Genomic DNA, 26,388 nt, shown 5'->3' with positions numbered 1-26,388 from the left:
AACCCTGCTCCGTGGATTAGTCGAGCATGCCAGACAGCAGCGGCACGAACGTGACCGGCGCCAGCACGTGTTGTTCGATGCTGCCGTCGGCCTTGCGGTCCAGCTGTACCAGCGACTGCGCCCCGGGGCCACCGACCGGCGCCACCAGGCGGCCGCCCTCGGCCAGTTGCTCGATCAGGGCGTCGACCAGTGCCGGCGCCGCCGCAGTGACCACGATGGCATCGAACGGACCGTGCTCGGCCCAGCCGACGCGACCGTCGTCATGCTTGGTGCGGATGTTCATGCCCAGCGCACGGAAGCGCTTGCGGGCCTGCCGCAGCAGATCACCGATGCGCTCCACGGTGTAGACCTCCAGGCCCAGCGCACCGAGGATGGCGGCCTGGTAACCGGAACCGGTGCCGACTTCCAGCACCCGTTTCGGCGCGACCTGGAGGACCGCCTCGGTCATCCGCGCGACCACCCAGGGCTGCGAGATGGTCTGGCCGTGGCCGATCGGCAGCGCAGTGTCTTCATACGCGCGCGAGGCCAGTGCCTCGTCGATGAACAGATGGCGTGGCACCACCCGGATCGCATTCAAGGTCGGCTCGTCGACGATGCCGGCTTCGCGCAGGCGGTCGACCAGGCGGTCACGCACACGCTGCGAGGTCATGCCGATACCGACGGCTTCCGGTTGCAGGCGCAGGCGTGGACTCATGCCGGCTGGTCCAGCGCGGCACTGAGGCCGCCGACCCAGCTGGCCACTTTCTCCAGTGCCTGGTAGCGGGTCAGGTCCACCTGGATCGGGGTGATCGAGATATGCCCGGTGCGCACCGCATGGAAGTCGGTACCGGGGCCGGAATCCTGCTCACGGCCGGCCGGGCCGATCCAGTACACCTCGTTGCCGCGCGGGTCTTTCTGCGCGATGCAGCCTTCGGCGCGGTGGCGGTTGCCGAGGCGGGTGACCTCGAAGCCCTTGACCTCGCTCCACGGCAGATCAGGCACGTTGACGTTGAGGATGGTGTCAGCCGGCAACGGATCGGCCTTGAGCCGGGCAACGATCTCCACCGCAGCGCGCGCGGCGGTCTCGAAATGTTTCGGATCGTGGTTGCGGGTAACCAGCGAGACCGCCACCGCCGGCAGGCCGAGGAAGCGACCTTCCATCGCCGCCGAGACGGTGCCGGAGTAGATCACGTCATCGCCGAGGTTGGCGGCATTGTTGATGCCGGACACGACAATGTCCGGTTCGAACTCGAGCAGCCCGGTCAGCGCCAGGTGCACGCAGTCGGTCGGAGTGCCGGCCACCGAAACGGTGTAATGGTCGATGCGCTTGAGGCGGATCGGCAGGTCCAGAGTCAGCGAATTGCTGGCGCCGGAGCGATCACGGTCGGGCGCGACCACCGTGACTTCGTGTCCGGCCTCGCGCAGCACCGAAGCAAGCATCCGGATGCCTGCGGCGTCGACGCCATCGTCGTTACTGACCAGGATTCGCATCTTCGATTTAACCGCTTGATTTTCCAAGAATTCGATTCCGTCACCGTGCAGTGTGGGCGGGACCGCCGTACTCCCCTGCGGAAGCCGTCGACCCTGCAAGGGCATCGTCTATTGTGCCGCATGCGAGCCGCCGGTCCTACCCTGTCGGCGGTCATGACCGACATCGAACCGTCATAGGCAGAGCTGCGCCGGCGGTTTACCCTGTGCGCATGTCGCACCCTGAAGACGAAGATCCGGCCGCATTGTTCCGTGCGGCCATCGGCGAAGTGACGCCGCTGCGCAAGGATGCCGAGCCGGCGCCTGCCGCGCCGCGGCCGAAGCCGCGCGCGCGCATGGCCGAACGTGACGAGGCCGAAGCCGCCGGCGAATTCGCCCGGCTGCTGCGCGACAGCACGCCGCTGGAAGCCGGCGACGTGGCCAGCTATCGCCGCGACAACCTGCCACCACGCTTGTTCCAGCGCCTCAAGCGTGGCCAGTACTCGGTGCAGGACGAGCTGGACCTGCACGGCGCCACTGCGTCGCAGGCGGAGGCGCTGCTGCGCCAGTTCCTGCTGGAAGCGCATGCACACGACTATGGCTGCGTGCGCATCATCCACGGCAAGGGCCTGCAGTCCGATGGCGGTGCACCGGTGCTGAAGAATCTGGTCGATCGCCTGCTGCGGCTGCGCAATGACGTACTGGCGTTCCATTCGGCGCCGACCGGACAAGGCGGCACCGGCGCGGTGCTGGTGCTGCTGGCCCGTAGATGAAAAAGGGGACGGAGGGAATTAAGTCGTTTGTGGCACAAACGACTTAATTCCCTCCGTCCCCTTTTCCTGTCAGGCCTGAGAGGCGTCTTCGACGGGGCCGAGTTCGTGCAGTACGGCGGTGGCGTAGCAGCCTGGCGGCAGCGCGAATGACAGCTCCAGCACGTCGTCGGCCAGCCACTGGTGCTGCAGCAGCGCCGGGCGCAGGCGCAATGCGCGGCGCTCCTGCTTCAGCCGTGCATCTTCCAGGCCGGCCCGCAGTGCCTTTGACTCCTCGTCGTCCAGCGCGGCCAGCTCCAGCTCACGTGCCGCGTCGGCGCTGCGCAGCTCGCCTTCGCCCCACAGCGGCGCGCTGGGATGGATGTCGAAACGCGCCAGTCGCTCGGCCAGCACGTCGGTGTACGGCTCGGGTCCGAACACGCTGCGGCTGCCATCGAGCATCCACACTTCGCCATCGAGCGGCTGATCCCAGTTGCCCTGCTCCACGCGCGCGGCCAGCACGCGGTTGAACAGCGCCGAGCGGGCTGCAGAGAGCAGAAGTGAACGCAGGTCCTTGCGCATGCGGCGGCCACCGAACATCGCCAGTGCCGCCGGCACATTGCCGCCGTCACGGCCAAAGCGCTGTTCGCCGAACCAGTTCGGCAGGCCGCGCTCGGCAATCTGCTGCAGGCGCTCGCTGATCGCCGTAGCATCACCCTGCACCTCGCGCAGCACCAGCTTGAAGCGGTTGCCGGCCAGTGCGCCACGCTGCAGCTTGCGGTTGTGCCAGGTCGCTTCGAGCACCTCGATTTCGTCACTGGCCAGCTCGGCCAGATCCGGCGCGATGCGCTTTGGCAGGTGCACGCTGAAACGCTGGGTGGTGACCGCGTGGCGGTCTTTCATCCCGGCATAGCTCACCGCCATTTCCGGCAGGCCCGCCCACTTGGCCAGCAGCTTGGCCACATGCACGGTGTTGGCTCCACGCTTGCGGATATGCAGCAGCAGGTGCTCGCCTTCACCGGTCGCCTCGAAGGCCGGCAGTTCGTCAACCTGGAAATCGTCCGGCGTGGTGCGGATGCGCGCCGTCAGCAACGGTGCACCAAACGCCAACGGCAGCGGAATCATGCCGCCACCAGCAGTACCACCGCCTGTGCGGCGATGCCTTCGCCACGACCGGTGAAGCCCAGCTTCTCAGACGTGGTGGCCTTGACGCTGACTGCATCCAGCGGCAACTGCAGCAACCCACCGATGCGCTCACGCATCGCCAGCGCATGCGGGCCGACCTTCGGCCGCTCGCAGATCACGGTGATGTCGGTGTTGCCGACGCGCCAGCCACGCTCGCGCAGCAGGCTGTCGCAATGGCGAACGAAATCACTGCTGTCGGCGCCCTTCCAGCGGTCGTCGCTCGGCGGAAAATGCTGGCCGATATCGCCCAGCGCCAGCGCGCCGAGCATCGCATCGCACAGGGCGTGCAGGATCACGTCGCCATCGCTGTGCGCGAGCACGCCGCAGCTGTGCGGCACGTTCACGCCGCCGAGCATGATGTGATCGCCTTCACCGAAGGCATGGACGTCGTAGCCCTGGCCGATGCGGACGGGCGGGAACGGTGCGGTGCTCATGGATGCAACCCTTGCAACAGGGCCGCGCGGACGGTCAGCCGGCGCGGCGGGAAAGTACGAATTCGAACCGGTCCAGATCGGCCGGGGTGGTGACCTTGAAGTTGTCCTCGCTGCCTTCCACCAGCAGCGGGCGCTGGCCCTGGCGCTCCATGGCCATGGCCTCGTCGGTGACGTCAACACCGGCGGCCGCAGCGTCAGACAGCGCGCGGCTGAGCTGGTGGCGGCGGAACAGCTGCGGCGTCAGTGCGCGCCACAGGCGCTCGCGTGGCTCGGTGCCATCGATGCCGCCGTCGTCGCCAGCGCGCTTGAGGGTGTCGCGCACCGGCGCAGCCAGGATCGCCCCGACCGGGTCGGCACGACCGACTTCAAGCAGACGACCGAGATCGGCCAGCGACAGGTTCGGCCGTGCAGCATCGTGGACCAGCACGAATTCATCGGCACGCACGGTGTCCGGCAGCGCCTGCAACCCGGCCAGCACCGAGGCGGCACGGGTCGCGCCGCCGATGCAGGTCAGCACCGGCTTGCCCGACCACTCATTCCAGCCCGGCCAGTCGGCATCGTCCTGGCCGATCACCACCATCGCTCCGGCCACGGCGGGGTGCGCCAGCAGCGCGTCCAGCGTGTGGGCGAGCAGGATCTGCCCGCCCGCCTGCAGGTACTGCTTGGGCAGCGGTGCACCGAAGCGGGTGCCACGGCCGGCCGCAGGAACAACGACCCAGATCGCCGCGCTCATGGCACGTCTGCCGGGTGTTCGCCCGCCTGGGCAGTGACGCCGGCAGCAGGCTGCGCCGGGTGGACCGGCGCATCCTCGACCACGCGGTAGAACTTCTCGCCAGGCTTGATCATGCCCAGCTCGCTGCGCGCGCGTTCCTCGATGGCGGACTGGCCTTCCTTGAGGTCCTTCACTTCGGCAGCGAGCGCGTCGTTGCGCTGCTGCAGACCCTCATTGTCCCGCTCCTGGTTGGCGACCTGGGCTTCGAGCATCATCACTTCACCCGAGTTGCCCGGACCGAACCAGAAGCGGTACTGCAGCCAGCCCAGCAGCAGGGCCAGCACCAGCAGCATCCAGCGCCAGTCGCGCATCGGCTCAGCGCTTCAGCGAAACGAACGCGTCACGACCGGCGTAACGCGCGCCGGCGCCGAGGGCTTCCTCGATGCGCAGCAGCTGGTTGTACTTGGCCACGCGATCGCTGCGGCACAGCGAGCCGGTCTTGATCTGGGTGGCGGTGGTGGCCACCGAGATATCGGCAATGGTGGTGTCTTCGGTTTCGCCCGAACGGTGCGAGACGACGGCGGCATAGCCGGCGCGGTCGGCCATCGCGATCGCTTCCAGGGTTTCGCTGAGCGTGCCGATCTGGTTGACCTTGATCAGGATCGCGTTGGCGGTGCCCGAGTCGATGCCTTCCTGGAAGATCTTCGGGTTGGTCACGAACAGGTCGTCGCCAACCAGCTGCACCTTCTTGCCGATGCGGTCGGTCAGCAGCTTCCAGCCGGCCCAGTCGTTCTCGGCCAGGCCATCTTCAATCGTGATGATCGGGTACTGCGCGGCCCAATCGGCGAGGAAGTCGACGAACTGCTCGGAGGTCAGGCGCTTGTTCTCGCCGACCAGGTTGTACTTGCCGTTTTCGAAGAATTCGCTGGAGGCGACGTCCAGGCCCAGCAGCACGTCTTCACCGGCGGTATAGCCAGCCTTGCCGATCGCTTCGAGGATGGTGTCGAGTGCTTCGACGTTGCTGCGGAAGTCCGGTGCGAAGCCGCCTTCGTCGCCGACCGCCGTGCTCAGGCCGTGGCCCTTCAGCACCGACTTCAGCGAATGGAAGATTTCGGTGCCCGCGCGCAGCGCTTCGGAGAACGAGGTGAAGCCGACCGGCAGCACCATGAACTCCTGGAAGTCGACGTTGTTGTCGGCGTGCGCGCCGCCGTTGATGATGTTCATCATCGGCACCGGCAGCGACGGGGTCACGCCGGTCTTGGCGGCAAGGTACTGCCACAGCGCCTGCTTGTTCGATGCAGCGGCGGCGTGCGCGGCGGCCATCGAAACACCCAGCAGCGCGTTGGCGCCCAGGCGGCCCTTGTTCTCGGTGCCGTCAAGGTCGATCAGGCGACGGTCGAGGCCAGCCTGGTCGGTGGCTTCGAAGCCCTTCAGCGCATTGGCGATGGTGGTGTTGACGTTGTCGACAGCCTTGCGCACGCCCTTGCCCAGGTAACGGGTCTTGTCGCCGTCACGCAGCTCGACCGCTTCCTTGGTGCCGGTCGAGGCGCCGGAGGGAACCGCGGCACGACCGAACGAACCGTCCTCCAGGATGACTTCGGCTTCCAGCGTGGGGTTGCCACGGCTGTCGAGGATTTCACGGGCGTGGATGCTGCGGATCGTACTCATGGTCGGGCCGGTTACCTGTATGGAGAGGGGGCGACAAAACGAATGCCGCGTGATTATCCCCGGCTGCCCGCCACTTGCCAAATGGCGTGGGCGGCTTCAGCCCCAACTGGACCCGATCACGATCAGGATCATCGACACCAGCATCACCAGCAATGCACCGGCAATCGCTGCCAGGATGGGGCCACGCCGCCGTCGCCAGGCCAGCACCATCGCCACCGGGCTGCCCAGGAAGGACAGCACCATCGTGACCAGCGCGCCCAGCAGCCACCACTGCGTGGCCTGCACGCCGTTGTTTCCATCCCCCGGCGGCCGGAAACCGGACGTGAAGGCCAGCACGCCCACCACCAGGGCGATCCAGGTCAACACGGACAGCCCCAGCGCGATCAGGCCCCAGGGCCAGCCACGCGCCGACGTGGTCGTATTCATCAAAGCAATCCGTAGAACAGGGCACCCAGCCACAGCGAGAGCAGGATGATCGCCAGGCCAGCCGTCACCTTGCCGCGGTTCAGCCGCCAGGCCAGCACCGCGGCAGCGACGCAGCCCACCGCACCGAGCAGCTCCGCGACCAGCAGCGCAATGAAGTACGCGCGCAGATCGAGCGCGCTGCTGCCATCACCCGGGGGGCGCACCGACGCGGCACCGATCAGCACCAGGCCAAACATGCCCACGGTGAACAGCACGGCCAGGCCCAGTGCGATCAGGCCCCAGGGCCACCGTTTCCAGTGCCGGCGGTGACGCTGGGTTTCCAGCGCCAGCCACGGGTCACGACTCACGCGAAGCGCGAAAAGCCGTGCTTCTTGGTCACCGCATCGAGTTCCATCAGGGTCTCGAGCAGCGCTTCCATCTGGTCCAGCGGCCATGCATTGGGGCCATCGGACAGCGCCTTGGACGGGTCCGGATGGGTTTCGGCGAACAGGCCGGAGATGCCCACCGCCACGGCGGCGCGGGCCAGCACCGGCACGTGCTCACGCTGGCCACCGGAACTGGTGCCCTGCCCACCCGGCAGCTGCACCGAATGGGTGGCGTCAAACACCACCGGGCAACCGGTATCGCGCATCACCGCCAGCGAACGCATGTCACTGACCAGGTTGTTGTAGCCGAAGCTGGCACCGCGTTCGCAGACCATGATCTGCTCGTTGCCGGTGGCCTTGGCCTTCTCCACGACCGGCTTCATGTCCCACGGCGCCAGGAACTGGCCCTTCTTGATGTTGACCGGCTTGCCGGCCGAGCACACCTTGCGGATGAAGTCGGTCTGGCGGACCAGGAACGCCGGGGTCTGCAGCACGTCCACCACCGAGGCCACTTCGTCCATCGGGGTGTATTCGTGGACGTCGGTCAGCACCGGCACGCCGATCTGCTTCTTGACCTCGGCCAGGACCTTCAGGCCCTCTTCCATGCCCGGGCCGCGGAATGCGGTGCCCGAAGTGCGGTTGGCCTTGTCGAAGCTGGACTTGAAGATGAAGTTGACGCCGAGCTTGTCGGTGACTTCCTTCAACTTGCCGGCGGTATCGAGCTGCAGCTGCATCGACTCGATCACGCAGGGGCCGGCGATCAGGAACAGGGGCTGGTCCAGCCCGACCTCGAATCCACACAGTTTCATGGCGTTTCCTTGTTGTCCGCGGCACCGGCCGGGCCGGTGCGCTGGGGGTTGAAGCGTGCAAGATGGGGGCCGGCGGCCCCCATCACAAGTCAGGCGCGGGCTTCCTGCAGCAGCTTGCCGCCGGCCTTGCGCTCGCGTGCGGCACGGATGAAACCGATGAACAGCGGGTGGCCGTCACGCGGCGTGGACAGGAATTCCGGGTGCGCCTGGCAGGCCAGGAACCACGGGTGCGCATCGCGCGGCAGCTCCACCACTTCCACCAGGGTGTCGTCCATCGACTTGCCGGCGATCACCAGGCCCGCATCTTCCAGCTGGGTGCGGTAGCGGTTGTTGAACTCGTAGCGGTGGCGGTGGCGCTCGGCAACCACGTCCTTGCCGTACAGCTCACGGGCCAGCGTGCCCGGCTTCAGGCGCTGTTCCTGCAGGCCCAGGCGCATGGTGCCACCGAGGTCGCTCTTGTCATCACGCTTTTCGACGTCGCCGGTTGCCGTACGCCATTCGGTGATCAGGCCGATCACCGGGTTCGGCGACTGGCGGTCGTTCTCGGTGCTGTTGGCACCTTCCAGGCCGACCACGTTGCGGGCGTAATCGACGACGGCCGCCTGCATGCCGTAGCAGATGCCGAAGTACGGCACGTGCTGCTCGCGGGCGAACTTCGAGGTCAGCACCTTGCCTTCGAAACCACGGTCACCGAAGCCGCCCGGCACCAGGATGCCGTCGACATCGGCCAGTGCGGCCATGTCGGTGCCTTCCAGGTCCTGTGCTTCCAGCCACTTCAGGTTGACCTTGGTGCGCTGGCGCAGGCCGCCGTGCTTGAGCGCTTCGCCGACAGACTTGTAGGCATCCTGGTGATCGACGTACTTGCCGACCACGGCGATGGTCACTTCGTCCAGCGGATGCAGGGTCGCATCGACCGCGTCTTCCCACATCGACAGATCGACCGGACCGACCTTGTCGGCCAGCTTCAGCTGGTTGACGACGATCTCGTCCAGGCCCTGCGCATGCAGGCCCGACGGAATGCGGTACAGGACGTCCACGTCCGGCACGCTGATCACCGCGCGCTCGGAAACGTTGGTGAACTGGGCGATCTTGCGGCGCTCCGAATCCGGCACGGCCTGTTCCGAACGGCACAGCAGCACGTCCGGCTGGATGCCGATCGAGCGCAGTTCCTTCACCGAGTGCTGGGTCGGCTTGGTCTTCAGCTCACCGGCGGCGCCGATGTACGGCACCAGGGTGAGGTGCATGAACAGTGCCTTCTCCGGGCCACGCTCGGTGCGCACCTGGCGGATCGCCTCCAGGAACGGCAGCGACTCGATGTCGCCGACAGTACCGCCGATCTCCACCAGCGCCACGTCGTAGCCTTCGGTGGCCTCGTCGATGCAGCGGCGGATTTCATCGGTGATGTGCGGAATGACCTGCACGGTCGCGCCCAGGTAATCGCCGCGGCGTTCCTTGCGGATCACGTTCTCGTAGATACGACCGGTGGTGACCGAGTTCTTGCGGCTCAGGCGGGTGCGCACGAAGCGCTCGTAGTGGCCCAGGTCGAGGTCGGTCTCGGCGCCGTCGTCGGTGACGTAGACCTCACCGTGCTGGAACGGGCTCATGGTGCCCGGGTCGACGTTGATGTACGGGTCGAGCTTCATCATCGTGACCTTCAGGCCACGGGCTTCGAGAATGGCGGCCAGCGACGCGGCGGCAATGCCTTTGCCGAGCGAGGACACCACGCCGCCGGTTACGAAAATCAAGGGAGTCATGGCTGCAAGCATCCTGTCTGGAAATGGAAAACGGCAGCACCACGCGCGCCCGGAGGGCAGGCATGGTGCTCAGAGGGGGTTTTCCGGTTCGCTGTGGCAGCGAGGGAGGTGCGGATCCGTGCGACGGCAGGCGCCGGACGGGGACCACCGTGCGAGGTCGGGGCGACCGTGCCGGTCAAATCGACCGTCACCTGCGACCCGCCATGCTGGAAGCCACGCTTGGCCGCTCCAGCCCATTCGCAAATGGTGGACACGCACTTACTCCCGGAAAGCCATAGTTTACAGATTGATGGCCGCCAACCCAAGAGGCAGATGGCACGCCACTAAAAAGAAACGCCCCGCAAAGCGGGGCGTTCCGGAGCGCAACCCTTGTCGCAAGGGCGCCTGGCAGGGGGCGGGATCAGCGCTTCTTGCGCGCTTCCTCTTCCTCTTCCTGCTGCGGGGCCGGCTGGCCCTGCGCCTTCATTTCGGCATTGGCCTGGGCCCGACGCTTGGCCTTGGCATCGGCTTCGGCCTGCGCCTTGTCGGCCTGGTCACCCTGCTGCGGGGCCGGCTGGCCGGCGTTCTGCGCCACCACCAGCGGCACTGCAACGGCGGCAGCGGCCAGGATCGCAATGGTCAGCAACTTCTTCATGAGGTCCTCCTCGCGGTATGGCTTGGACGTTTCGACCCAACGGGGGTCGCCGGTGTTCAGATTCCAGCGACTGCCATTTTACCCCCTCTGCGTCGCCGAGACTGAACCGCAGGCGTGCAAAATCCCGTGCCAGACCCCACACTTGCCCGTCGCTCCAAGCTTTCGAAGACAGATGAACGCCCGTTATAACGCCGCCGATATTGAAGTCCTGTCCGGCCTTGACCCGGTCAAGCGCCGTCCCGGCATGTATACCGACACCGCGCGCCCGAACCACCTGGCGCAGGAAGTGATCGACAACTCGGTGGACGAGGCCCTCGCCGGCCATGCGCGCTCGATCGAGATCACCCTGTACAAGGACGGCAGCGTGGAGGTCAGCGATGACGGCCGCGGCATGCCGGTGGACATCCACCCGGAAGAGAAGATCCCGGGTGTCGAGCTGATCCTCACCCGCCTGCATGCGGGCGGCAAGTTCAGCAACAACAACTACACCTTCTCCGGCGGTCTGCACGGCGTCGGTGTCAGCGTGGTCAATGCGCTGTCGACCCTGGTCGAGGTGCACATCAAGCGCGAAGGTGCCGAGCACCGCATCACCTTCCGCAACGGCGACCGCGCCACCCCGCTGGAAGTGGTCGGCAGCGTCGGCAAGAAGAACACCGGTACCCGCGTGCGCTTCTGGCCGGACCCGAAGTACTTCGACACGCCCAAGTTCGCGGTGCGCGCGCTCAAGCACCTGTTGCGCGCCAAGGCCGTGCTGTGCCCCGGCCTGACCGTGAAGCTGACCGACGAAGCCACCGGTGAAGTTGATACCTGGTACTACGAAGACGGCCTGCGCGATTACCTGAAGCTGGAGCTGGGCGATCGCGAGATGCTGCCGGCCGAGCTGTTCGTCGGCAACCTGAAGAAAGACACCGAGATCGTGGACTGGGCCGTGGCCTGGCTGCCGGAAGGCGAGCTGGTGCAGGAAAGCTACGTCAACCTGATCCCCACTGCCCAGCACGGCACCCACGTCAACGGCCTGCGCACCGGCCTGACCGAGGCGCTGCGCGAGTTCTGCGACTTCCGCAACCTGCTGCCGCGTGGCGTCAAGCTGGCCCCGGAAGACGTGTGGGACCGCGTGTCGTTCGTGCTGTCGCTGAAGATGACCGACCCGCAGTTCAGTGGCCAGACCAAGGAACGCCTGTCCTCGCGCCAGGCCGCCGGCTTCATCGAAGGCGCCGCCCACGATGCGTTCAGCCTGCTGCTGAACCAGAACGTGGAGCTGGGCGAGAAGATCGCGCAGATCGCCATCGAGCGCGCCAGCGCGCGCCTGAAGACCGAAAAGCTGGTCGTCCGCAAGAAAGTCACCCAGGGCCCGGCCCTGCCCGGCAAGCTGGCCGACTGCATCAGCCAGGACCTGTCGCGCACCGAGCTGTTCCTGGTGGAGGGTGACTCGGCAGGCGGCAGCGCCAAGCAGGCGCGTGACAAGGACTTCCAGGCGATCCTGCCGCTGCGCGGCAAGATCCTCAACACCTGGGAAGTGTCCTCCAACAGCGTGCTGGCGTCGGAAGAAGTGCACAACCTGGCCGTGGCCATCGGCTGCGACCCCGGCAAGGACGACATTGCTGGCCTGCGCTACGGCAAGGTCATCATCCTGGCCGACGCGGACTCGGACGGCCTGCACATCGCCACCCTGCTCACCGCGCTGTTCCTCAAGCACTTCCCGGCGCTGGTCGATGCCGGCCACGTGTTCGTGGCGATGCCACCGCTGTTCCGCATCGATGTGGGCAAGCAGGTGTTCTATGCCCTGGACGAAGAAGAGAAGCGCTCGATGCTGGACAAGATCGAACGCGAGAAGATCAAGGGCGCGATCAACGTCACCCGCTTCAAGGGCCTGGGCGAGATGAATCCGCCACAGCTGCGTGAATCGACCATCCACCCCGACACCCGCCGCCTGGTGCAGCTGACCGTGGACGACGGCGAGCAGACCCGTTCGCTGATGGACATGCTGCTGGCCAAGAAGCGCGCCTCCGACCGCAAGGGCTGGCTGGAGAGCAAGGGCGATCTGGCTTCGCTGGAAGTCTGACCCGACGCGGGGCCGGATCCGTTTCCTGCAGGGAAACGGCTCTGGCCCCATCGCCCGGTAATGCCGGTTCATGTGCCCTTGGCATTACGCCCCCATCGGCAAACCCGGCGGCGCCATAATGCGCGTCCATCTGTGTGGACCATCGTATTGGCCAGCCACTCGCTGCTGTTCCCGGGCCTGCCGCTGCACAGCGCGCGCCTGGTCCTGAGCCCGATCCGCCGCGACGATGCGGCCGCCCTGTTCGCGATCCAGTCCGATCCGGACGTGATGCGGTTCTGGAACCACCCGGCGTGGACACGACCGGCCGAAGCGCGCGCGCAGATCGACGATGACCTGGCGGCACAGGCCACCGGCACCCAGCTCAAGCTGGCCGTGCGCGAAACGCTGGACGGCCCGTTGCTGGGCATCTGCGTGGTGTTCGCCCTGGATCGCGATGCCGCTCGTGCCGAGATCGGCTACCTTCTGGCCCCCGACAGGCAAGGCCAGGGCTACATGCACGAAGCGCTGCAGCACCTGCTGGACTACCTGTTCCAGACCCTGCGCCTGCATCGCGTGGAAGCCGAAGTCGACCCGCGCAACCGGCCCTCGGCACACGTGCTTGAACGGCTGGGCTTCCACCTGGAGGGCGTGCTGCGGCAGCGCTGGCGCATCCAGGGCGAACTGTCCGATTCGGCGGTATACGGCCTGCTGGCCGACGACGAACTGCGCACCACCCTGCCCGCTTGACCCAATCTGGCCACTGGCGGCCTCGACGCGCGGCCATGCCTTTGGACACATACGACATGCCCTCCACCGGCCTAGCATCGGAACCCCCTTCCGCTGCCGATCCGGTGCCATGAAGTCCCTGCTGCACACTGCCGCGCTCTGCGTCGGCCTGCTCATCGCCCCAGCCAGCGTGCTGGCCGCGCCCGACGCCGAGGCCAAGCCCGATCCGAAAGACGACAAGACCGAAGCGCCCGCGCTGCCCGCCGATGCGTCGGCCCGCCAGAGCATGCGCCTGGCCGGCCGCACCCTGGACTACACCGCCACCGTCGGCACCCTGCCGGTACGCGATGCCAAGGGCAAGGTGATCGCCGACGTGGTGTTCACCGCCTACACGATGCCGGGCAAGGACCGGCCGGTGACCTTCGCGCTCAATGGCGGCCCGGGTGCATCTTCGGTCTACCTCAACATGGGCGCGATCGGGCCCAAGGTGGTCACCTTTGGTTCGGAGGGTGACAGCGCATCGGCGCCGGCCACCCTGCACGACAACCCCGGCACCTGGCTGGACTTCACCGACCTGGTGTTCATCGACCCGGTCGGCACTGGCTTCAGCCGTGCACGCATCGGCGATGACGAAGCGAAGAAGCAGCTGTACAACCCCAGCGCCGACATCGAATACCTGTCGCGCTCGATCTACGACTGGCTGCTGCGCAACCAGCGCATGGGTGCACGCAAGTACCTGACCGGCGAGAGCTACGGCGGCTACCGCGGCCCGCGCATCACCCACTTCCTGCAGACCCGCCTGGGCGTGGCGATGAACGGCCTGGTGCTGGTGTCGCCGTACCTGAGCCCGACCCTGGAAGACAACGCCGATGTCTCGCCGATGGCGTGGATGCAGACGCTGCCGTCGATCGCTGCAGCGCACCTGGAGCGCCAGGGCAAACTGACCGATGCGGCGATGCGCGACGTGGTGGAATACACCCGCGGCGACTACGCCACTGCGCTGATGAAGGGCCGCAGCGATCCGCAGGCGACCGAGGCGATGCTGCGCCGGGTGACCGAGCTGACCGGGCTGGATGCGCAGTTCGTGCGCCGCGCCGGTGGCCGACTGGAGACGCAGGCCTATCTGCGTGAGGTGTTCCGCGACAAGGGCACGCTGGGCAGCCGCTACGACTCCAACGTGACCGCGTTCGATCCGTTCCCGAATGATCCGGAACAGCGCGCCAACGATCCGCTGCTGGACAGCATCATTGCGCCGACCACCACCGCGATGGTCGACTTCGTGACGCGGGTGGTTGGCTGGAAGGTGGATGCACGCTACCAGGCGCTGAACTACGACGTGAACCGGCTGTGGGACCGCAACGGCGAGCTGCGCCAGGGCGCGGTGACCCAGCTGCGGCAGGCGGTGGCGATCGATCCGCATCTGCAGGTGCTGATCGTGCATGGCTGGAATGATCTGTCGTGCCCGTTCATGGGGTCGATCCTGACGGTGGACCAGATGCCGGCGATGGGCAGCAATCCGGACCGGGTGCAGGTGCGCAGTTATCCGGGCGGGCACATGTTCTACAGCCGGGCGGACAGCCAGGCGGCGTTCCGGAAGGATGTGCAGGCGCTGTTCCAGCGTAATTGAGGGGTTCGGCCGGGCCTGCGGCCCGGCACCCGCCGGATCAACGGCAACGGCAACGGCAACGGCAAAAGCAGGGTTTCCGTGGGTTGGCGGGGTGGGATAGGCAGGCGGGGGACGGCAAAAACTGCTCCTGCGTGCCTCGTAGAGCGCCATCCATGGCGCTCTGCGCCCCCGCCTGCCCATCCCACCCCGCCTTCGACAGTTTCCGTGCGCTGTTGGTGGGTGACGACCGTTGGTCGGCACGGGATCGGATCCCTGCTTCTGCTCTGGTAGGTGTCGACCTTGGTCGACACGATGTGTGCGGAAAAATTCTTTGCCCATGAAAAAGCCCGCCGGATACCGGCGGGCTTTTCCGTTTGCAACCCTGGCGTGGCGATCAGGTCCAGCCGAACAGTTCGAACAGCTTCAGGATCAGGTACGCGCAGCCGCCGGCAGCCGGGATGGTCAGGATCCAGGCCCAGACGATGCGTTCGATGACGCCGAACTTCAGCGAGCGCGGGTTTTTGGCGAAGCCGACGCCCATGATCGCGGTGGAGATGCTGTGCGTGGTCGAGACCGGCATGCCGAAGTGGGCGGCCAGGGTCAGGATGGTGGCCGAGCTGGTCTCCGCGGCGAAGCCGTGGATCGGGTGCAGCTTGACCATCTTGTGACCCAGGGTCTTGATGATCTTCCAGCCGCCCGAGGCGGTACCGGCCGCCATCACCACCGCACAGGTCAGCACGATCCACATCGCGATGCCGTCACCGGCGCTGGCGTCCGGGTGCATGAAGGCCAGCCACGACGGCAGGTCATCCAGCGCACCGGTGGCTTCGGCACCGATAAGTGTCATGGCGATGATGCCCATCGTCTTCTGCGCGTCGTTGTGGCCGTGGGCGAAGCCCATGTAGGCCGCCGAGGCGATCTGCGCTTTGCCGAAGAAGGCGTTGACGATGCGCGGGCGGGCCAGGCGACCGATGGCACCACCGATCTTGGCCAGGCCGGCAATCAGGCCCCACAGCAGCACCATCACCACGATGCCGAGCAGGAAGCCGGCGATCGGCGAGGTGATCATCGGCACGAACACCTTCCACAGCAGGCCCTTGTTCTGCGCCCAGCTGCCCAGGCGCTCGGACCAGATCAGCGCGTCCCAGTTGTTGTGGGCAGCGGCCAGGCCGGCGCCGCAGAGGCCACCGATCAGGGCGTGCGAGGACGAGGACGGCAGCCCCTTCCACCAGGTGATCAGGTTCCAGATGATGCCGCCCAGCAGGGCGCACAGGATCACCTGCGGGGTGACGTCGACCACGTTGGTATTGAGCAGGCCCGAAGCGATGGTCAGCGCCACCGCGGTACCGGTCAGTGCACCGATGAGGTTCATGAAGGCGGCCAGCATCACCGCCCAGCCGGGCGAGAGCACCTTGGTCGCCACCACGGTGGCAATGGAGTTGGCGGTGTCGTGGAAGCCGTTGATGAACTCGAAGACGAGCGCGGCCAGGATCACCACCAGGACAAGGGTCAACATGCGGCGGCGTCCGTCAGCTGTTCTTCAACACGATCTGGTACGCCACCACGCCGGCCTCGCGGCAGCGGTCGATGGCCTTTTCCAGGATCTCGAAGAATTCCTTCAGCAGGAACATCTGCAGGTTGTCCAGGCGGCCCGAGTAGATGTCGCGGTACAGCTCGAGCATCAGGCGGTCGGCCTCGTTCTCCAGCGAACGCAGCTTCTCGTTGAGAGCGGTCATCCGGTCCAGGTTCATGTGGCGCAGGTCGGCCACCATCTCCACCACCACGCCGGCAGCCTGTTCCAGCATCGCCGCGCGCGGCGCGAAGTCGATGTGCTCCAGGTGGGTCGTGGCCAGCGAATAGCGATCGGCGAACTTCTCGATCTGCTTGGGAATCTTGTACAGCGCCGAGCCCAGCGCTTCGATGTCTTCGCGCTCGATCGGGGTCATGAAGCTGTCCACCAGCGCCTGGCTGATCTTGTCCGAGGCCGCGCGTTCGCGCAGGCGGGCCAGCTTGAACGCGTCCAGCGCGGGCTGGCGGTCGGCCTCGCGCAGCATGGAATGCAGCGCCTTGGCGGCGTCGGAAGCCGCGACGGCAGCCTCATCGAGCAGGGTGTAGAACTGTTTGCCGGAACCGAAAATGGTCTGCAGAGAGAACATTGAGAAACCTGTCAGCCGTCGCGGGAAGGACGGCACCAGACGGAATTATGACGGCTAGATGACCATCACGGGTATCCCTGCCCCCTTCCGGGGCTCTGGAAGCCCCAACCTGAACAGGCGGTTGCCACCCTGCCACGCCCCTTTGCTAAGATGCCAGCGCGCCTTCGGGCGCACCTTATGGACGACGACCCTTACCCCCCTGCGCCGCGCCGGACCCTGTTCCTGAGCGCCAGCCGCCATCGCAAGCACCCGCCCTCCCTGCCACCAACCGGGGACGACGCCCGTGTTTGAAATGATCCTGATTGTCTTCGCGCTTGTTCTGCTGAACGGCTTCTTCGCCATGTCCGAGATGTCGGTCATGACCTCGCGCAAGAGCCGCCTGAAGCAGATGGCCGCCACCTCCAAGCGTGCCGCCAAGGCGCTGGAGCTGTCGGAGAAGCCGGAGAGCTTCCTGTCCACTGTGCAGATCGGCATCACCGTGATCGGCGTGCTGACCGGCTACCTCGGTGGTGAAGCACTGGGTGAAGCCTTCGCCGGCTGGATCCAGGGCCTGATGCCGGGCTTTGCCTACGCCGGCAACGTCGGTACCACGCTGGCGGTCAGCCTGATCACCTTCATCACGCTGATCTTCGGCGAACTGGTGCCCAAGCGCCTGGCACTGACCCGCTCGGAGGCCATTGCCGGCCTGGTGGCGATGCCGATGAGCTGGCTGGCCAAGCTGGCCCTGCCCTTCGTCTGGCTGCTGTCCAGGACCACCCAGCTGGTGCTGCGCCTGTTCGGCCTGGGCAAGGATGAAGTCGCCTCGGTGACTGAAGAAGAGATCCGCATGCTGGTGGCCGAGAGCCACGAGGCCGGTGTGATCGACGCCCACGAGCGCGACATGATGAACCGCGTCATGCGCCTGGGCGACCGCACCGCCGACAGCCTGATGACCCCGCGCAACCGCATCGCCTGGCTGGATACCCAGGCTGGGCTGGAGCGCAACCTGGAAATCATGGCCGAGCACGAGTTCTCGCGGTACCCGGTGTACCGCGACAACGACATGGACGTGGTCGGCGTGCTGGAACTGAAATCGCTGGCCACACGCATGGCGCGTGGCGACAACGCGCTGTTCCAGACCCTGCGCGAACCGCTGTACGTCTCCGAATCGACCCACGCGATGAAGCTGCTGGAGATCTTCCGCGAGGAACAGCAGTCGATGGCGCTGGTGGTGGACGAGTACGGCGAGATCCAGGGGCTGGTGACCATCAGCGACCTGATGGGTGCCGTGGTCGGCCGCCTGCAGGCCGTGGAGAACGCCGACGAGGACGCACTGGTGGTGACCCGCGAAGACGGTTCGCTGCTGGTGGACGGCTCGCTGCCGATCGAAGACGTGCGCGAACTGATCGGCAGCAACGACCTGCCCGATGCCGAGGATGGTGACTACTACACGCTGGCCGGCATGTGCATCCACTACTTCGGCCGCATCCCGCACGCCGGCGAGTATTTCGACTGGGCCGGCTGGCGCTTCGAAGTGGTCGACCTGGACGGTGCGCGGGTGGACAAGCTGCTGCTGCGCACGCTGTCCGACGAGCAGGCCGATGAGCTCACCGCCTGAGGCCGGCCAGGGCCCGGGCGTCAAGCGCCCCGCCTACCGCAACGAGGGCATCCGCACCCTGCTGGAGATGTTCGCCTCCGGCGACCCGGCCGAGCACATGCCGCTCGGCCAGATCCTGTGCAACCTGCAGCAGAGCGCGTTCGGCGTGTTCCTGTTCGTGGCGATCCTGCCCTCGTTCATCCCGATCCCGGGCATGGGCGGCGCGGTCAGCGGCCCGCTGGTGATCCTGATCGGCCTGCAGATGCTGTTCTGCCTGCGCCGGCCGTGGCTGCCCGGCTTCATCGCCCGCCGCGGGCCCAAGCGCGGCACCATGCACCGCTTCCTGGACCGCATCGACCGCCCGCTGCGGCGATTGGACAAGATGCTGAAACCGCGCCTGCCGCAGCTGCTGACACCGCTGCCGGCGCATGCCTTCAGCGGCCTGCTGCTGGTGTTGCTGGGCCTGCTGCTGTCGTTACCGATTCCGTTCACCAACTTCCTGTTCGGCTTCCAGCTGCTGCTGTTCTCGCTGGCGCTGCTGGAACGCGATGGCGCACTGATGCTGTTCAACTGGATCGCGGCGCTGGCGGCGATCGCGTTCTTCGGTTTCAGTTCGGGGCAGCTGGTGGGCTACACGGTGGAACTGTTCCAGCGCTGGTTCTGAGCCGGAATCCGGTAGAGCCGGCCGCTGGCCGGCTGCCACGTTTCCAGGTTTGCCGGCCAGCGGCCGGCACTACCAATACTGGACATCGGCCATCATCGAAGGTCGATGAATCCGTTGTCGGCCAACGCCGCCGGTTCGTCCTGCACTGCCGACAACACGAAACTCAGCGCTGTGCCCAGCAGCGTGCCCGGTCCATCCCAGTACTCGGCCGAGTCGGCGCGCACCTGGATCAGGCGCAGGTTCGGGTCGTCCTTGCTGCCCGGGAAGAACAGCTTCATCGCCGGCGACCACAGTTCCTCGATCTTCGCGCGATCATCAACCACGCGCGCGCGCCCGGCCACCGACACATAGGTGTTCTTCGATGGCGAGGCATAGGCCACGTTGACGCGCGGGTCGAGCGCAATCTCGGCCACCTTCGGGCTGTCGGCAGTGATGACGAACCACAGATCACCGTCGAAGGTGACCTGCTGGGTGGCCAGCGGCCGGCTGTAGAGGCGGCCGTCGACGCCGGTGGTGGTGAACATCGCCACCTCCACGTCCTTGATCAGTTCTGCCAGTTGGGCAATGTGTTCGGCGCGGGTGTCGGCCATGTGGGGGCTCCTTCGATATGAGCCCCCATCAGACGCGGTTCGGCCGCAATGGGCCGTGACGCAATTGTTCAGCCCGCGTGGCGGGCGTGCCAGGCCTGCATCGCCAGTTCGAACGAGCGCAGGCGCGCACGGTGGTCATACAGGTTGGCGGTGAGCATCAGCTCGTCCGGCGTGTGGCGCTCGACAAACGCGGCGATGCCTTCCGCCACCTGCTGCGGATCCCCCAGCACGGTGCAGGCCAGTGCCCGCTCCACGCCCACTTTTTCGTGCGGCTCCCAGAAGGACTCGATGTCGTCGATGGGTGCCGGAATCTTGCCTGGTCGGCCACGACGCAGGTTCACGAAACTCTGCTGCTGGCTGGTGAACAGGCGCCGCGATTCAGCTTCGCTGTCGCTGGCAACGACGTTCAGGGCCAGCATCGCGTGCGGCTGCTTCAGCGTGGCCGAGGGGCGGAATTCGCGGCGGTACACCGCCAGCGCTTCGTCCATCACGTCCGGTGCGAAGTGCGAGGCGAACGCGTATGGCAGGCCCATCGACGCGGCCATGCGCGCACCGAACAGGCTGGAACCGAGGATCCAGGTCGGCACCCGCAGGCCACCACCCGGAACCGCCTGCACCGCCTGCCCGGGCTGTACCGGTTCGAAGTAATGCAGCAGCTCGCGCACGTCCTGCGGGAACTGGTCGGCGCTGTCGAAATAGCGGCGCAGTGCACGCGCGGTCGGCTGATCGGTGCCCGGCGCACGGCCCAGGCCGAGGTCGATGCGGTCCGGATACAGCGAGGCGAGCGTGCCGAACTGCTCGGCCACCTGCAGCGGCGCATGGTTGGGCAGCATGATGCCGCCGGCACCGACGCGGATGCGCTTTGTGCCACCCGCCACGTGACCGATCAGCACGGCGGTGGCCGCGCTGGCGATGCCAGGCATGTTGTGGTGTTCGGCCAGCCAGTAGCGGCGGTAGCCCAGCGCATCGGCGTGCTGGGCCAGTTCCAGCATGTTGGCGAAGGCAGCGGTGGTGTCACTGCCCTCGCAGACCGGGGCCAGGTCAAGGATCGACAACGGGATCATCAGCAGTTTTCCGTCACAGGATCCCCCATGCATGGGGTCGGTCGGGCGCGGCGGCCAGTGACGGTGGCGGGATGCTGATTCCCGTGGGACGGGTTCAGGGCTGACCGCGCTGATCCGGTAGTGCCGGCCGCTGGCCGGCAGGCAACCTGCCCTGGCAGCCGGCCAGCGGCCGGCTCTACCGGGGAATCGACGTCCCGGCTTAGAACGCGCTGGGGCGCGGCTCCGGCAGCGGCTGGTCGACCATCGGCTTCAGCTCGGCATCCAGCGCCACGCGCTCGTCGAACACGAAGCAGCGGCCTTCGTAACCTTCGCCGCCCACCTCCTCGAAGTAGCCGAGGATGCCGCCGTCGAGCTGCAGCACATTTTCCATGCCATCGTTGACCATCCACAGCGCGGCCTTCTCGCAGCGGATGCCGCCGGTGCAGAAACTGACCACGGTGCTGTCCTTCAGCGCTTCGCGGTGCGGCGCCAATGCCTCGGGCAGGTCGGTGAACTTGTGGATGGGCAGCACCAGCGCATCCTTGAAGGTGCCGTACTCCACTTCCTGCTGGTTGCGCGTATCAAGCATCACCACCGGCTTGCCAGCGTCGTCATGCCCCTGCCGCAGCCAACGCTGCACCGTAGCCGGATCGACCGCCGGTGCACGCGGATACTCCAGCGGCTGGCCGTCATCACGGCGGAAGCTGATGATCTCGTCCTTCACCTTGGCCTTCAGCCGCGCGAACGGCTGATGCTCGCTCAGGCTGGTCTTGACCCGCATATCGGCAAAGCGCGCATCGGCATGCAGCGCCGCATAAAAACTTTCGATCGCCTCCGGCGCACCGGCCAGGAACAGGTTCAGCCCCTCGCCCGCCACCAGGATCGTGCCGCGCAGCTGCGCCGCCTCGGCGCGCGCCAGCAGCTGGTCGCACAGGGCCTGGGGGGCGTCGATGACGGCGAAATGGTAGGCAGCGGTATTGGCGATCATCCCGCCATTTTAGCGCCTCCCGCCCGCACGGACAGATTCAGGGGTCAGAGCCCTCTGCGCAGCAGAGGGATCCGACCCCGGCAGGCACCCGGAATCTGTCAGAGGCGTGGCGGTGTGGGCAGGCGGGACCGTTGGCGCCATGGATGGCGCCATCGAGCCCCCATGGACGGGTTTACGGCGTGTCCCGCCTGCCCGCACCGCCCTGCCCACCACGGATTGCCTGCTGTTGCTGTTGCTGTTGTAGTTGCCCTGGCATCGGCGGGTGCCGGGTGCAACCCGGCCGAAACCCCTTATCCCCGCAACAGCACGAACGGCAGCAGCACCAGCGCCGCCGCACCGGCCATCGCCAGCAGCACCAGCACCACATACACCGGCCGGCGCCGGAACAGGCTGCCGAAGGTCTCCGCCGTCCCCTCGCGCAAGGCCTGCTCGCGCTCGGCACGGATGCGCGGCCCGCGTTCGGCCTGGTACTCCGCCATCAGCGCCTTTGCACGCGGATGATCGGTGTCCTCGTGCAGCCACAGGCCGCCGTTGGAAATGCCCCAGGGGCTGGGTTCGGTGCGATACCAGGCGATGCCGTGCTGGTCGAGCAGCGTGCAGACATCGGCGTATTCGTCGTCGCCGACATTGCGCAGATTGAGCAGGAGTTTTGCCATGCCCCCATGATACCCGGCGCCGATGCGCTACCCTTGCCGCCCTCGCCCTGCGCCCTTCCGGAGACGCCCGATGCGCCGCCTGCTGCTTCCCCTGCTGCTATCCCTCGCCGCCGTTGGCTGCTCGACCGAACCGTCCGGCCCACCGCCGGGTGGCACCCTGACCACCTTCGAGCGCATCGATACCGTCCCGGGCACCGGCACCGAAGCCGTTGCCGGCAACAAGGTCACCGTGCACTACACCGGCTGGATCTACGACAACCGCACCGAAACCAAGCACGGCAAGACCTTCGACAGCTCGGTCAGCCGTGGCGAACCGTTCACCTTTGCGCTCGGCGCCGGCCAGGTCATCCGCGGCTGGGATGAGGGCGTGGCCGGCATGAAGGTCGGCGGCAAGCGCACGCTGATGATCCCGCCGGACTACGGCTACGGCGACCGCCGGGTTGGCCCGATCCCGGCCGGCTCGTCGCTGGTGTTCGATGTCGAGCTGCTCGATGTCAAACCGTAATACCGCAACGCCTCCACGGGTCGCCGTCATCGGCGGCGGCCCGGCCGGCCTGTTCGCCGCCGAGCGCCTGCGCGCCGCTGGGCTGCAGGTGGACCTGTACGAGGCCAAGGGTTCGCCCGGCCGCAAGTTCCTGATCGCCGGCAAGGGTGGGCTCAACCTCACCCATTCCGATCCGCGGCCGCTGTTCGACAGCCGCTACCGCGAGCAGGCCTCTGCCGTGGGACGCTGGCTGGACGGCTTCGACGCGCAGGCGCTACGTGACTGGGCTGCCGGCTTTGGCGTGGAGACCTATGTGGGCAGCTCCGGCCGCGTGTTCCCGGTCGACCGCAAGGCAGCCCCACTGCTGCGCGGCTGGGTGCGCCGCCTGAAAGAACAGGGTGTGCGCCTGCACGCCAACCACCGCTGGATCGGATGGAGCGACGACGGCGCCCTGCGATTTGAAACCGAAGACGGCGCCGTTGAAGTGCATGCCGATGCTACCGTGCTGGCCATGGGCGGCGGCAGCTGGCCGCAGCTGGGCAGCGACGGCGCCTGGGTCTCGCCACTGCAGGCACGTGGCGTGGACATCGCACCGCTGCAGTCGGCCAACTGCGGTTTCGACGTGGACTGGACGCCGTTCTTCGCCGAGCGCAATGCCGGCGCACCGTTGAAGCCGGTGGTCGCGCACTGGCTGGACCTGGCGGGACAACCGCAGTCGCTGCAGGGCGAGTGCGTGGCCAGCGAGTACGGGATCGAAGGCAGCCTGATCTACGCATTGGCCGCAGACCTGCGCGAGACCATCAACCGCGATGGCCACGCGATGCTGTGGCTGGACCTGGTACCGGGCCGCGATGAAGCACGCCTGCTGGCCGACCTGTCACGCCCGCGCAAGGGTCGCAGTTTCGGCGAGCACCTGCGCCGCCAGGCCGGCCTGGATGCAGTGAAAGCCGCACTGGTGTTTGAGATGCTGGGCAAGGAAGCGGGCAACGACCTGCCTGCCGTGGCAGCTACGCTCAAGCGCCTGCCCCTGCGCCTGCTGCGCCCCCGGCCGATGGCCGAGGTGATCAGCACCGCCGGTGGCGTGCGCCTGGATGCGCTGGATGATGGCCTGATGCTGCGGGCAGTGCCCGGCGTGTTCTGTGCCGGCGAGATGCTGGACTGGGAGGCGCCGACAGGTGGCTACCTGCTGACCGCGTGCTACGCCAGTGGCCTGCGTGCTGCGGAAGGCGTGATCGGGTGGCTGGCGGCGCGGTAGGACCGGCCCGGTAGAGTCGAGCTTGCTCGACTGCTTCGCGCTGTAGAGCCGAGCCACACTTGGCTTGAATCAACAGCAGTCGAGCAAGCTCGACTCTACAAGAGCAGTCGAGCAAGCTCGACGCTACATCACCACGGCCGGCGCATGCTCACCGAGGCCAGCGCCACGCCACTGGGATGCGGATAGGTCTCTTCGCGCACGCTGATGAACCCGTGCCGTTGATAGAACGGCACGGCGTTGAGCGAGGCCGACAGCACTACCTCACGATCACGATCGGCCATCGCCAGCAGGCGCTGCATCAGCGCCTGGCCGATGCCCTTGCCGCCGCGATCCGGATCGACGAACAACGCATCAACCTCGTTGGCATCGGTATCAAACACGCCGAACCCGAGCAGGACACCCTGCCCGTCCTCGGCCACCACGCAGCCCCCCTGCGACAACAGCCGCGCGTACTGCGACGGTGGCGGCGAGGCCGACCAGGGCGCGATGACCTCGGGAGGGTAATGGCTGCTGCAGGTCTCGCGCACACAGCGCGTGCGCAGGGCCCACAGCCTGGCCACATCATCCATGGTGCCGGTCCTGAACTGCATGACGCCTCCTTGTAGAGCCGAGCCCATGCTCGGCTGTTCTTCGTTCCAACAGCGCGATGCCTGATTGAAAGGCAGTCGAGCAAGACTCGACTCTACAGAATCGTTAATCTCGACGCCTGATTGAAAGGCAGTCGAGCAGGGCTCGACGCTACAGCAACGGTTACCGCGACTTGCTGGCGCGCAGCGCCTGGATCTTCGGCGGCGGCTGGAACGAGTCGCTGCGTGCATCGGCCCAGAACGCATGGAACACCGCATGGTCGGGCACCTTGTGCAGCAGTTCGCCTGGTTCCAGGTAGCGATACAACGAGGCCAGCGAACGGATTTCCACCGGTGAGACGCGGCGCAGGATGTGCTCCGGCCCCAGCTCGGCCGGATCGTTCAGGCCCGCCGCACACAGCAGCTCCTTCAGGGCGTGCAGCGTGTGCTCGTGGTAGCTGTACACACGGGTGGCCTTGTCCGGTGCATCCAGATGCTTCCAGCGTGCAGGGTCCTGGGTCGCGATGCCGGTCGGGCACTTGTCGGTATGGCAGCTCAGTGATTGGATGCAGCCCAGCGCGAACATGAAGCCTCGGCCGGCATTGCACCAGTCAGCCCCCAGCGCGATGGTCCGCGCGATGTCGAACGCGCTGGTGATCTTGCCGGCCGCACCGATGCGGATGCGATCGCGCAGATCCAGGCCGACCAGGGTGTTGTGCACCAACAGCAGCGCTTCGTGCATCGGCACGCCGACATGGTCGACGAACTCCGCCGGTGCCGCACCCGTGCCACCCTCGGCACCGTCGACCACGATGAAGTCCGGTAGCAGCCCGGTTTCCTGCATCGCCTTGGCAATGCCGAACCACTCCCACGGGTGGCCGATGGCCAGCTTGAAACCGACCGGCTTGCCACCGGACAGCTCGCGCAGGCGTGCAACGAACTGCAGCAGCTCGACCGGCGTCGAGAACGCTGAGTGGCGCGACGGCGACACGCAGTCCACACCCATCGGCACGCCACGCGTCACCGAGATCTCGGCGGTCACCTTTGGCGCCGGCAGCACGCCACCGTGGCCGGGCTTGGCGCCCTGCGACAGCTTGATCTCGATCATCTTGACCTGATCATGGGTGGCATTGGCAACGAAGCGTTCCTCGCTGAAACCGCCCTTCTCGTCACGGCAACCGAAGTAGCCCGAGCCGATCTCCCACACCAGGTCGCCGCCCATCTCGCGGTGGTAGGGCGAGATCGAACCTTCGCCGGTGTCGTGATAGAAGCCACCGCGGCGTGCGCCTTCGTTCAGCGCGCGGATGGCATTGGCCGAAAGCGAACCGAAGCTCATCGCCGAGATGTTGAACACGCTGGCCGAATAAGGCTTGGCACAGTTCGGGCCGATCAACACACGGAAGTCATGCTTGGCGATGGCGGTCGGTGCCAGCGAATGGTTGATCCACTCGTAATCCACCGCATAGGTGCTGCGCAGGGTGCCGAACGGCACCGTGTCCATCTCGTTCTTGGCGCGCTGGTAGATCAGTGCACGCTGCTGGCGCGAGAACGGCACGTCTTCCAGGTCGCTCTGCACGAAGTACTGGCGGATCTCCGGGCCGATCGATTCCAGCCCGTAGCGGAAGTGCGCCATCACCGGATAGTTGCGGCGCAGCGTGCTGCGCTTCTGCAGCAGGTCCCAGGTCCCCAGCGCCACCATCGCGGCAGTCAGGCCGACGCCCCAGTACCAGGCCGGCCAGATCGTGGCCAGCCACAGGCATATCGGGAACATCAGGATGGCGAGCAGGTAGACGATATACCGGTGCATGGCTTTCCTCGGTTGCAACTGCCCCCGAGTCTACCGCGCCGCCCGCTG

The 26,388-nt window shown here is 66.7% G+C and carries 28 protein-coding genes; 8 read left to right on the top strand and 20 right to left on the bottom strand.

What is annotated here, in order from left to right:
* Positions 1 to 16: 16 nt before the first annotated feature.
* Together ACZLIB_RS08275 and surE are read right to left on the bottom strand one after the other, a co-directional pair.
* Entirely contained in the window at positions 17 to 694 is a 678-nt protein-coding gene (locus tag ACZLIB_RS08275; protein ID WP_010485977.1) for a protein-L-isoaspartate(D-aspartate) O-methyltransferase, read from the bottom strand.
* Positions 691 to 1,470 carry a 5'/3'-nucleotidase SurE gene (gene surE / locus ACZLIB_RS08270; RefSeq protein ID WP_010485979.1) on the bottom strand — a complete coding sequence of 260 codons (780 nt, stop codon included), beginning with the start codon at positions 1,468 to 1,470 and terminating at the stop codon, positions 691 to 693. The genes ACZLIB_RS08275 and surE overlap by 4 nt, the downstream gene beginning before the upstream one ends.
* 209 nt (positions 1,471 to 1,679) lie before the next feature.
* Here surE and ACZLIB_RS08265 point away from each other — a divergent pair, with 209 nt between their 5' ends.
* A complete protein-coding gene (locus ACZLIB_RS08265) occupies positions 1,680 to 2,219 on the top strand; it encodes a Smr/MutS family protein (RefSeq protein WP_032130120.1) in 540 nt (179 codons plus the stop codon).
* 69 nt (positions 2,220 to 2,288) lie between these two features.
* Here ACZLIB_RS08265 and truD read toward each other — a convergent pair whose 3' ends face one another.
* From truD to ACZLIB_RS08215, 10 genes are all read right to left on the bottom strand, one after another.
* Positions 2,289 to 3,320, bottom strand: a complete 1,032-nt coding sequence (truD, locus tag ACZLIB_RS08260) for a tRNA pseudouridine(13) synthase TruD (RefSeq protein ID WP_478469573.1) — start codon at positions 3,318 to 3,320, stop codon at positions 2,289 to 2,291.
* A complete protein-coding gene (ispF, locus tag ACZLIB_RS08255; protein ID WP_005409005.1) occupies positions 3,317 to 3,814 on the bottom strand; it encodes a 2-C-methyl-D-erythritol 2,4-cyclodiphosphate synthase in 498 nt (165 codons plus the stop codon). The genes truD and ispF overlap by 4 nt, the downstream gene beginning before the upstream one ends.
* A 34-nt stretch (positions 3,815 to 3,848) precedes the next feature.
* Positions 3,849 to 4,547 (bottom strand): 2-C-methyl-D-erythritol 4-phosphate cytidylyltransferase, encoded by a 699-nt coding sequence (ispD, locus tag ACZLIB_RS08250; RefSeq protein ID WP_049400377.1) that lies wholly within the window; start codon positions 4,545 to 4,547, stop codon positions 3,849 to 3,851.
* Complete coding sequence (gene ftsB / locus ACZLIB_RS08245) at positions 4,544 to 4,897, bottom strand: cell division protein FtsB (RefSeq protein ID WP_032130117.1); 354 nt, start codon at positions 4,895 to 4,897, stop codon at positions 4,544 to 4,546. The genes ispD and ftsB overlap by 4 nt, the downstream gene beginning before the upstream one ends.
* A gap of 4 nt (positions 4,898 to 4,901) precedes the next feature.
* Positions 4,902 to 6,194 carry a phosphopyruvate hydratase gene (gene eno, locus ACZLIB_RS08240; protein WP_032130116.1) on the bottom strand — a complete coding sequence of 431 codons (1,293 nt, stop codon included), beginning with the start codon at positions 6,192 to 6,194 and terminating at the stop codon, positions 4,902 to 4,904.
* A gap of 96 nt (positions 6,195 to 6,290) precedes the next feature.
* Positions 6,291 to 6,620: a hypothetical protein gene (locus ACZLIB_RS08235; protein WP_049400376.1), complete on the bottom strand. Its 330-nt coding sequence runs from the start codon at positions 6,618 to 6,620 to the stop codon at positions 6,291 to 6,293.
* Positions 6,620 to 6,967, bottom strand: a complete 348-nt coding sequence (locus ACZLIB_RS08230) for a hypothetical protein (RefSeq protein WP_329893763.1) — start codon at positions 6,965 to 6,967, stop codon at positions 6,620 to 6,622. The genes ACZLIB_RS08235 and ACZLIB_RS08230 overlap by 1 nt, the downstream gene beginning before the upstream one ends.
* The gene (gene kdsA, locus ACZLIB_RS08225; RefSeq protein ID WP_014036736.1) at positions 6,964 to 7,794 is read right to left on the bottom strand and encodes a 3-deoxy-8-phosphooctulonate synthase; all 831 of its coding nucleotides are present in this window, start codon (positions 7,792 to 7,794) and stop codon (positions 6,964 to 6,966) included. Before kdsA ends, ACZLIB_RS08230 begins: the two co-directional genes overlap by 4 nt.
* 89 nt (positions 7,795 to 7,883) lie before the next feature.
* Positions 7,884 to 9,548, bottom strand: a complete 1,665-nt coding sequence (locus ACZLIB_RS08220; protein ID WP_032130113.1) for a CTP synthase — start codon at positions 9,546 to 9,548, stop codon at positions 7,884 to 7,886.
* 400 nt (positions 9,549 to 9,948) lie between these two features.
* Positions 9,949 to 10,182 (bottom strand): hypothetical protein, encoded by a 234-nt coding sequence (locus tag ACZLIB_RS08215; RefSeq protein WP_005416022.1) that lies wholly within the window; start codon positions 10,180 to 10,182, stop codon positions 9,949 to 9,951.
* Positions 10,183 to 10,354: 172 nt separating this feature from the next.
* Here ACZLIB_RS08215 and parE point away from each other — a divergent pair, with 172 nt between their 5' ends.
* From parE to ACZLIB_RS08200, 3 genes are all read left to right on the top strand, one after another.
* Positions 10,355 to 12,244 carry a DNA topoisomerase IV subunit B gene (parE, locus tag ACZLIB_RS08210; protein WP_019338185.1) on the top strand — a complete coding sequence of 630 codons (1,890 nt, stop codon included), beginning with the start codon at positions 10,355 to 10,357 and terminating at the stop codon, positions 12,242 to 12,244.
* 147 nt (positions 12,245 to 12,391) lie between these two features.
* The gene (locus ACZLIB_RS08205; protein WP_107432345.1) at positions 12,392 to 12,970 is read left to right on the top strand and encodes a GNAT family N-acetyltransferase; all 579 of its coding nucleotides are present in this window, start codon (positions 12,392 to 12,394) and stop codon (positions 12,968 to 12,970) included.
* Between the two features lie 109 nt (positions 12,971 to 13,079).
* Positions 13,080 to 14,576 (top strand): S10 family peptidase, encoded by a 1,497-nt coding sequence (locus tag ACZLIB_RS08200; RefSeq protein ID WP_149908629.1) that lies wholly within the window; start codon positions 13,080 to 13,082, stop codon positions 14,574 to 14,576.
* 373 nt (positions 14,577 to 14,949) lie between these two features.
* Here ACZLIB_RS08200 and ACZLIB_RS08195 read toward each other — a convergent pair whose 3' ends face one another.
* Both ACZLIB_RS08195 and ACZLIB_RS08190 read right to left on the bottom strand, forming a co-directional pair.
* Entirely contained in the window at positions 14,950 to 16,071 is a 1,122-nt protein-coding gene (locus ACZLIB_RS08195; RefSeq protein ID WP_032128946.1) for an inorganic phosphate transporter, read from the bottom strand.
* Between the two features lie 13 nt (positions 16,072 to 16,084).
* Positions 16,085 to 16,711 (bottom strand): DUF47 domain-containing protein, encoded by a 627-nt coding sequence (locus tag ACZLIB_RS08190; protein WP_004152833.1) that lies wholly within the window; start codon positions 16,709 to 16,711, stop codon positions 16,085 to 16,087.
* A gap of 292 nt (positions 16,712 to 17,003) precedes the next feature.
* On the opposite strand from ACZLIB_RS08190, the gene ACZLIB_RS08185 reads away from it, so the two are divergent.
* Together ACZLIB_RS08185 and ACZLIB_RS08180 are read left to right on the top strand one after the other, a co-directional pair.
* Positions 17,004 to 18,308, top strand: coding sequence for a hemolysin family protein (locus tag ACZLIB_RS08185; RefSeq protein WP_478469571.1), 1,305 nt, complete (start codon positions 17,004 to 17,006; stop codon positions 18,306 to 18,308).
* Positions 18,292 to 18,951, top strand: coding sequence for an exopolysaccharide biosynthesis protein (locus ACZLIB_RS08180; protein ID WP_478469570.1), 660 nt, complete (start codon positions 18,292 to 18,294; stop codon positions 18,949 to 18,951). The genes ACZLIB_RS08185 and ACZLIB_RS08180 overlap by 17 nt, the downstream gene beginning before the upstream one ends.
* 92 nt (positions 18,952 to 19,043) lie before the next feature.
* Here the strand turns inward: ACZLIB_RS08180 and ACZLIB_RS08175 are convergent, their stop codons facing one another.
* The 4 genes from ACZLIB_RS08175 to ACZLIB_RS08160 all read right to left on the bottom strand — a co-directional run bounded on the left by ACZLIB_RS08175 (position 19,044) and on the right by ACZLIB_RS08160 (position 22,228).
* Positions 19,044 to 19,541 carry a pyridoxamine 5'-phosphate oxidase family protein gene (locus ACZLIB_RS08175; protein WP_478469568.1) on the bottom strand — a complete coding sequence of 166 codons (498 nt, stop codon included), beginning with the start codon at positions 19,539 to 19,541 and terminating at the stop codon, positions 19,044 to 19,046.
* Between the two features lie 68 nt (positions 19,542 to 19,609).
* Positions 19,610 to 20,605, bottom strand: coding sequence for an LLM class flavin-dependent oxidoreductase (locus ACZLIB_RS08170; RefSeq protein WP_032128942.1), 996 nt, complete (start codon positions 20,603 to 20,605; stop codon positions 19,610 to 19,612).
* A 199-nt stretch (positions 20,606 to 20,804) separates the two neighbouring features.
* On the bottom strand, positions 20,805 to 21,572 hold the full coding sequence (locus ACZLIB_RS08165; RefSeq protein WP_478469567.1) for a sulfurtransferase: 768 nt from the start codon (positions 21,570 to 21,572) through the stop codon (positions 20,805 to 20,807).
* Positions 21,573 to 21,862: 290 nt separating this feature from the next.
* Entirely contained in the window at positions 21,863 to 22,228 is a 366-nt protein-coding gene (locus ACZLIB_RS08160; RefSeq protein WP_478469566.1) for a DUF6164 family protein, read from the bottom strand.
* A 70-nt stretch (positions 22,229 to 22,298) separates the two neighbouring features.
* On the opposite strand from ACZLIB_RS08160, the gene ACZLIB_RS08155 reads away from it, so the two are divergent.
* Both ACZLIB_RS08155 and ACZLIB_RS08150 read left to right on the top strand, forming a co-directional pair.
* The gene (locus tag ACZLIB_RS08155; RefSeq protein WP_004152813.1) at positions 22,299 to 22,733 is read left to right on the top strand and encodes an FKBP-type peptidyl-prolyl cis-trans isomerase; all 435 of its coding nucleotides are present in this window, start codon (positions 22,299 to 22,301) and stop codon (positions 22,731 to 22,733) included.
* Positions 22,720 to 23,967: a TIGR03862 family flavoprotein gene (locus ACZLIB_RS08150; RefSeq protein ID WP_197614999.1), complete on the top strand. Its 1,248-nt coding sequence runs from the start codon at positions 22,720 to 22,722 to the stop codon at positions 23,965 to 23,967. The genes ACZLIB_RS08155 and ACZLIB_RS08150 overlap by 14 nt, the downstream gene beginning before the upstream one ends.
* Before the next feature lie 128 nt (positions 23,968 to 24,095).
* Here the strand turns inward: ACZLIB_RS08150 and ACZLIB_RS08145 are convergent, their stop codons facing one another.
* Together ACZLIB_RS08145 and ACZLIB_RS08140 are read right to left on the bottom strand one after the other, a co-directional pair.
* Complete coding sequence (locus ACZLIB_RS08145; protein WP_049399957.1) at positions 24,096 to 24,557, bottom strand: GNAT family N-acetyltransferase; 462 nt, start codon at positions 24,555 to 24,557, stop codon at positions 24,096 to 24,098.
* A gap of 160 nt (positions 24,558 to 24,717) precedes the next feature.
* The gene (locus ACZLIB_RS08140) at positions 24,718 to 26,340 is read right to left on the bottom strand and encodes an FMN-binding glutamate synthase family protein (RefSeq protein WP_049420983.1); all 1,623 of its coding nucleotides are present in this window, start codon (positions 26,338 to 26,340) and stop codon (positions 24,718 to 24,720) included.
* Positions 26,341 to 26,388: the final 48 nt, after the last annotated feature.

This window comes from Stenotrophomonas sp. 220_Sma, assembly GCF_056487375.1.
The sequence above is the reverse complement of the archived record's forward strand: the minus strand, read 5'-3'. Positions and strand labels throughout refer to the sequence as shown.

Bases quoted from the DNA above. Each gene is read 5' to 3' on its own strand.
- ACZLIB_RS08275 (WP_010485977.1), bottom strand. From the start codon at position 694: ATGAGTCCACGCCTGCGCCTGCAACCGGAAGCCGTCGGTATCGGCATG.
- surE (WP_010485979.1), bottom strand. From the start codon at position 1,470: ATGCGAATCCTGGTCAGTAACGACGATGGCGTCGACGCCGCAGGCATC.
- ACZLIB_RS08265 (WP_032130120.1), top strand. From the start codon at position 1,680: ATGTCGCACCCTGAAGACGAAGATCCGGCCGCATTGTTCCGTGCGGCC.
- truD (WP_478469573.1), bottom strand. From the start codon at position 3,320: ATGATTCCGCTGCCGTTGGCGTTTGGTGCACCGTTGCTGACGGCGCGC.
- ispF (WP_005409005.1), bottom strand. From the start codon at position 3,814: ATGAGCACCGCACCGTTCCCGCCCGTCCGCATCGGCCAGGGCTACGAC.
- ispD (WP_049400377.1), bottom strand. From the start codon at position 4,547: ATGAGCGCGGCGATCTGGGTCGTTGTTCCTGCGGCCGGCCGTGGCACC.
- ftsB (WP_032130117.1), bottom strand. From the start codon at position 4,897: ATGCGCGACTGGCGCTGGATGCTGCTGGTGCTGGCCCTGCTGCTGGGC.
- eno (WP_032130116.1), bottom strand. From the start codon at position 6,194: ATGAGTACGATCCGCAGCATCCACGCCCGTGAAATCCTCGACAGCCGT.
- ACZLIB_RS08235 (WP_049400376.1), bottom strand. From the start codon at position 6,620: ATGAATACGACCACGTCGGCGCGTGGCTGGCCCTGGGGCCTGATCGCG.
- kdsA (WP_014036736.1), bottom strand. From the start codon at position 7,794: ATGAAACTGTGTGGATTCGAGGTCGGGCTGGACCAGCCCCTGTTCCTG.
- ACZLIB_RS08220 (WP_032130113.1), bottom strand. From the start codon at position 9,548: ATGACTCCCTTGATTTTCGTAACCGGCGGCGTGGTGTCCTCGCTCGGC.
- ACZLIB_RS08215 (WP_005416022.1), bottom strand. From the start codon at position 10,182: ATGAAGAAGTTGCTGACCATTGCGATCCTGGCCGCTGCCGCCGTTGCA.
- parE (WP_019338185.1), top strand. From the start codon at position 10,355: ATGAACGCCCGTTATAACGCCGCCGATATTGAAGTCCTGTCCGGCCTT.
- ACZLIB_RS08200 (WP_149908629.1), top strand. From the start codon at position 13,080: ATGAAGTCCCTGCTGCACACTGCCGCGCTCTGCGTCGGCCTGCTCATC.
- ACZLIB_RS08195 (WP_032128946.1), bottom strand. From the start codon at position 16,071: ATGTTGACCCTTGTCCTGGTGGTGATCCTGGCCGCGCTCGTCTTCGAG.
- ACZLIB_RS08190 (WP_004152833.1), bottom strand. From the start codon at position 16,711: ATGTTCTCTCTGCAGACCATTTTCGGTTCCGGCAAACAGTTCTACACC.
- ACZLIB_RS08185 (WP_478469571.1), top strand. From the start codon at position 17,004: ATGATCCTGATTGTCTTCGCGCTTGTTCTGCTGAACGGCTTCTTCGCC.
- ACZLIB_RS08180 (WP_478469570.1), top strand. From the start codon at position 18,292: ATGAGCTCACCGCCTGAGGCCGGCCAGGGCCCGGGCGTCAAGCGCCCC.
- ACZLIB_RS08175 (WP_478469568.1), bottom strand. From the start codon at position 19,541: ATGGCCGACACCCGCGCCGAACACATTGCCCAACTGGCAGAACTGATC.
- ACZLIB_RS08170 (WP_032128942.1), bottom strand. From the start codon at position 20,605: ATGATCCCGTTGTCGATCCTTGACCTGGCCCCGGTCTGCGAGGGCAGT.
- ACZLIB_RS08165 (WP_478469567.1), bottom strand. From the start codon at position 21,572: ATGATCGCCAATACCGCTGCCTACCATTTCGCCGTCATCGACGCCCCC.
- ACZLIB_RS08160 (WP_478469566.1), bottom strand. From the start codon at position 22,228: ATGGCAAAACTCCTGCTCAATCTGCGCAATGTCGGCGACGACGAATAC.
- ACZLIB_RS08155 (WP_004152813.1), top strand. From the start codon at position 22,299: ATGCGCCGCCTGCTGCTTCCCCTGCTGCTATCCCTCGCCGCCGTTGGC.
- ACZLIB_RS08150 (WP_197614999.1), top strand. From the start codon at position 22,720: ATGTCAAACCGTAATACCGCAACGCCTCCACGGGTCGCCGTCATCGGC.
- ACZLIB_RS08145 (WP_049399957.1), bottom strand. From the start codon at position 24,557: ATGCAGTTCAGGACCGGCACCATGGATGATGTGGCCAGGCTGTGGGCC.
- ACZLIB_RS08140 (WP_049420983.1), bottom strand. From the start codon at position 26,340: ATGCACCGGTATATCGTCTACCTGCTCGCCATCCTGATGTTCCCGATA.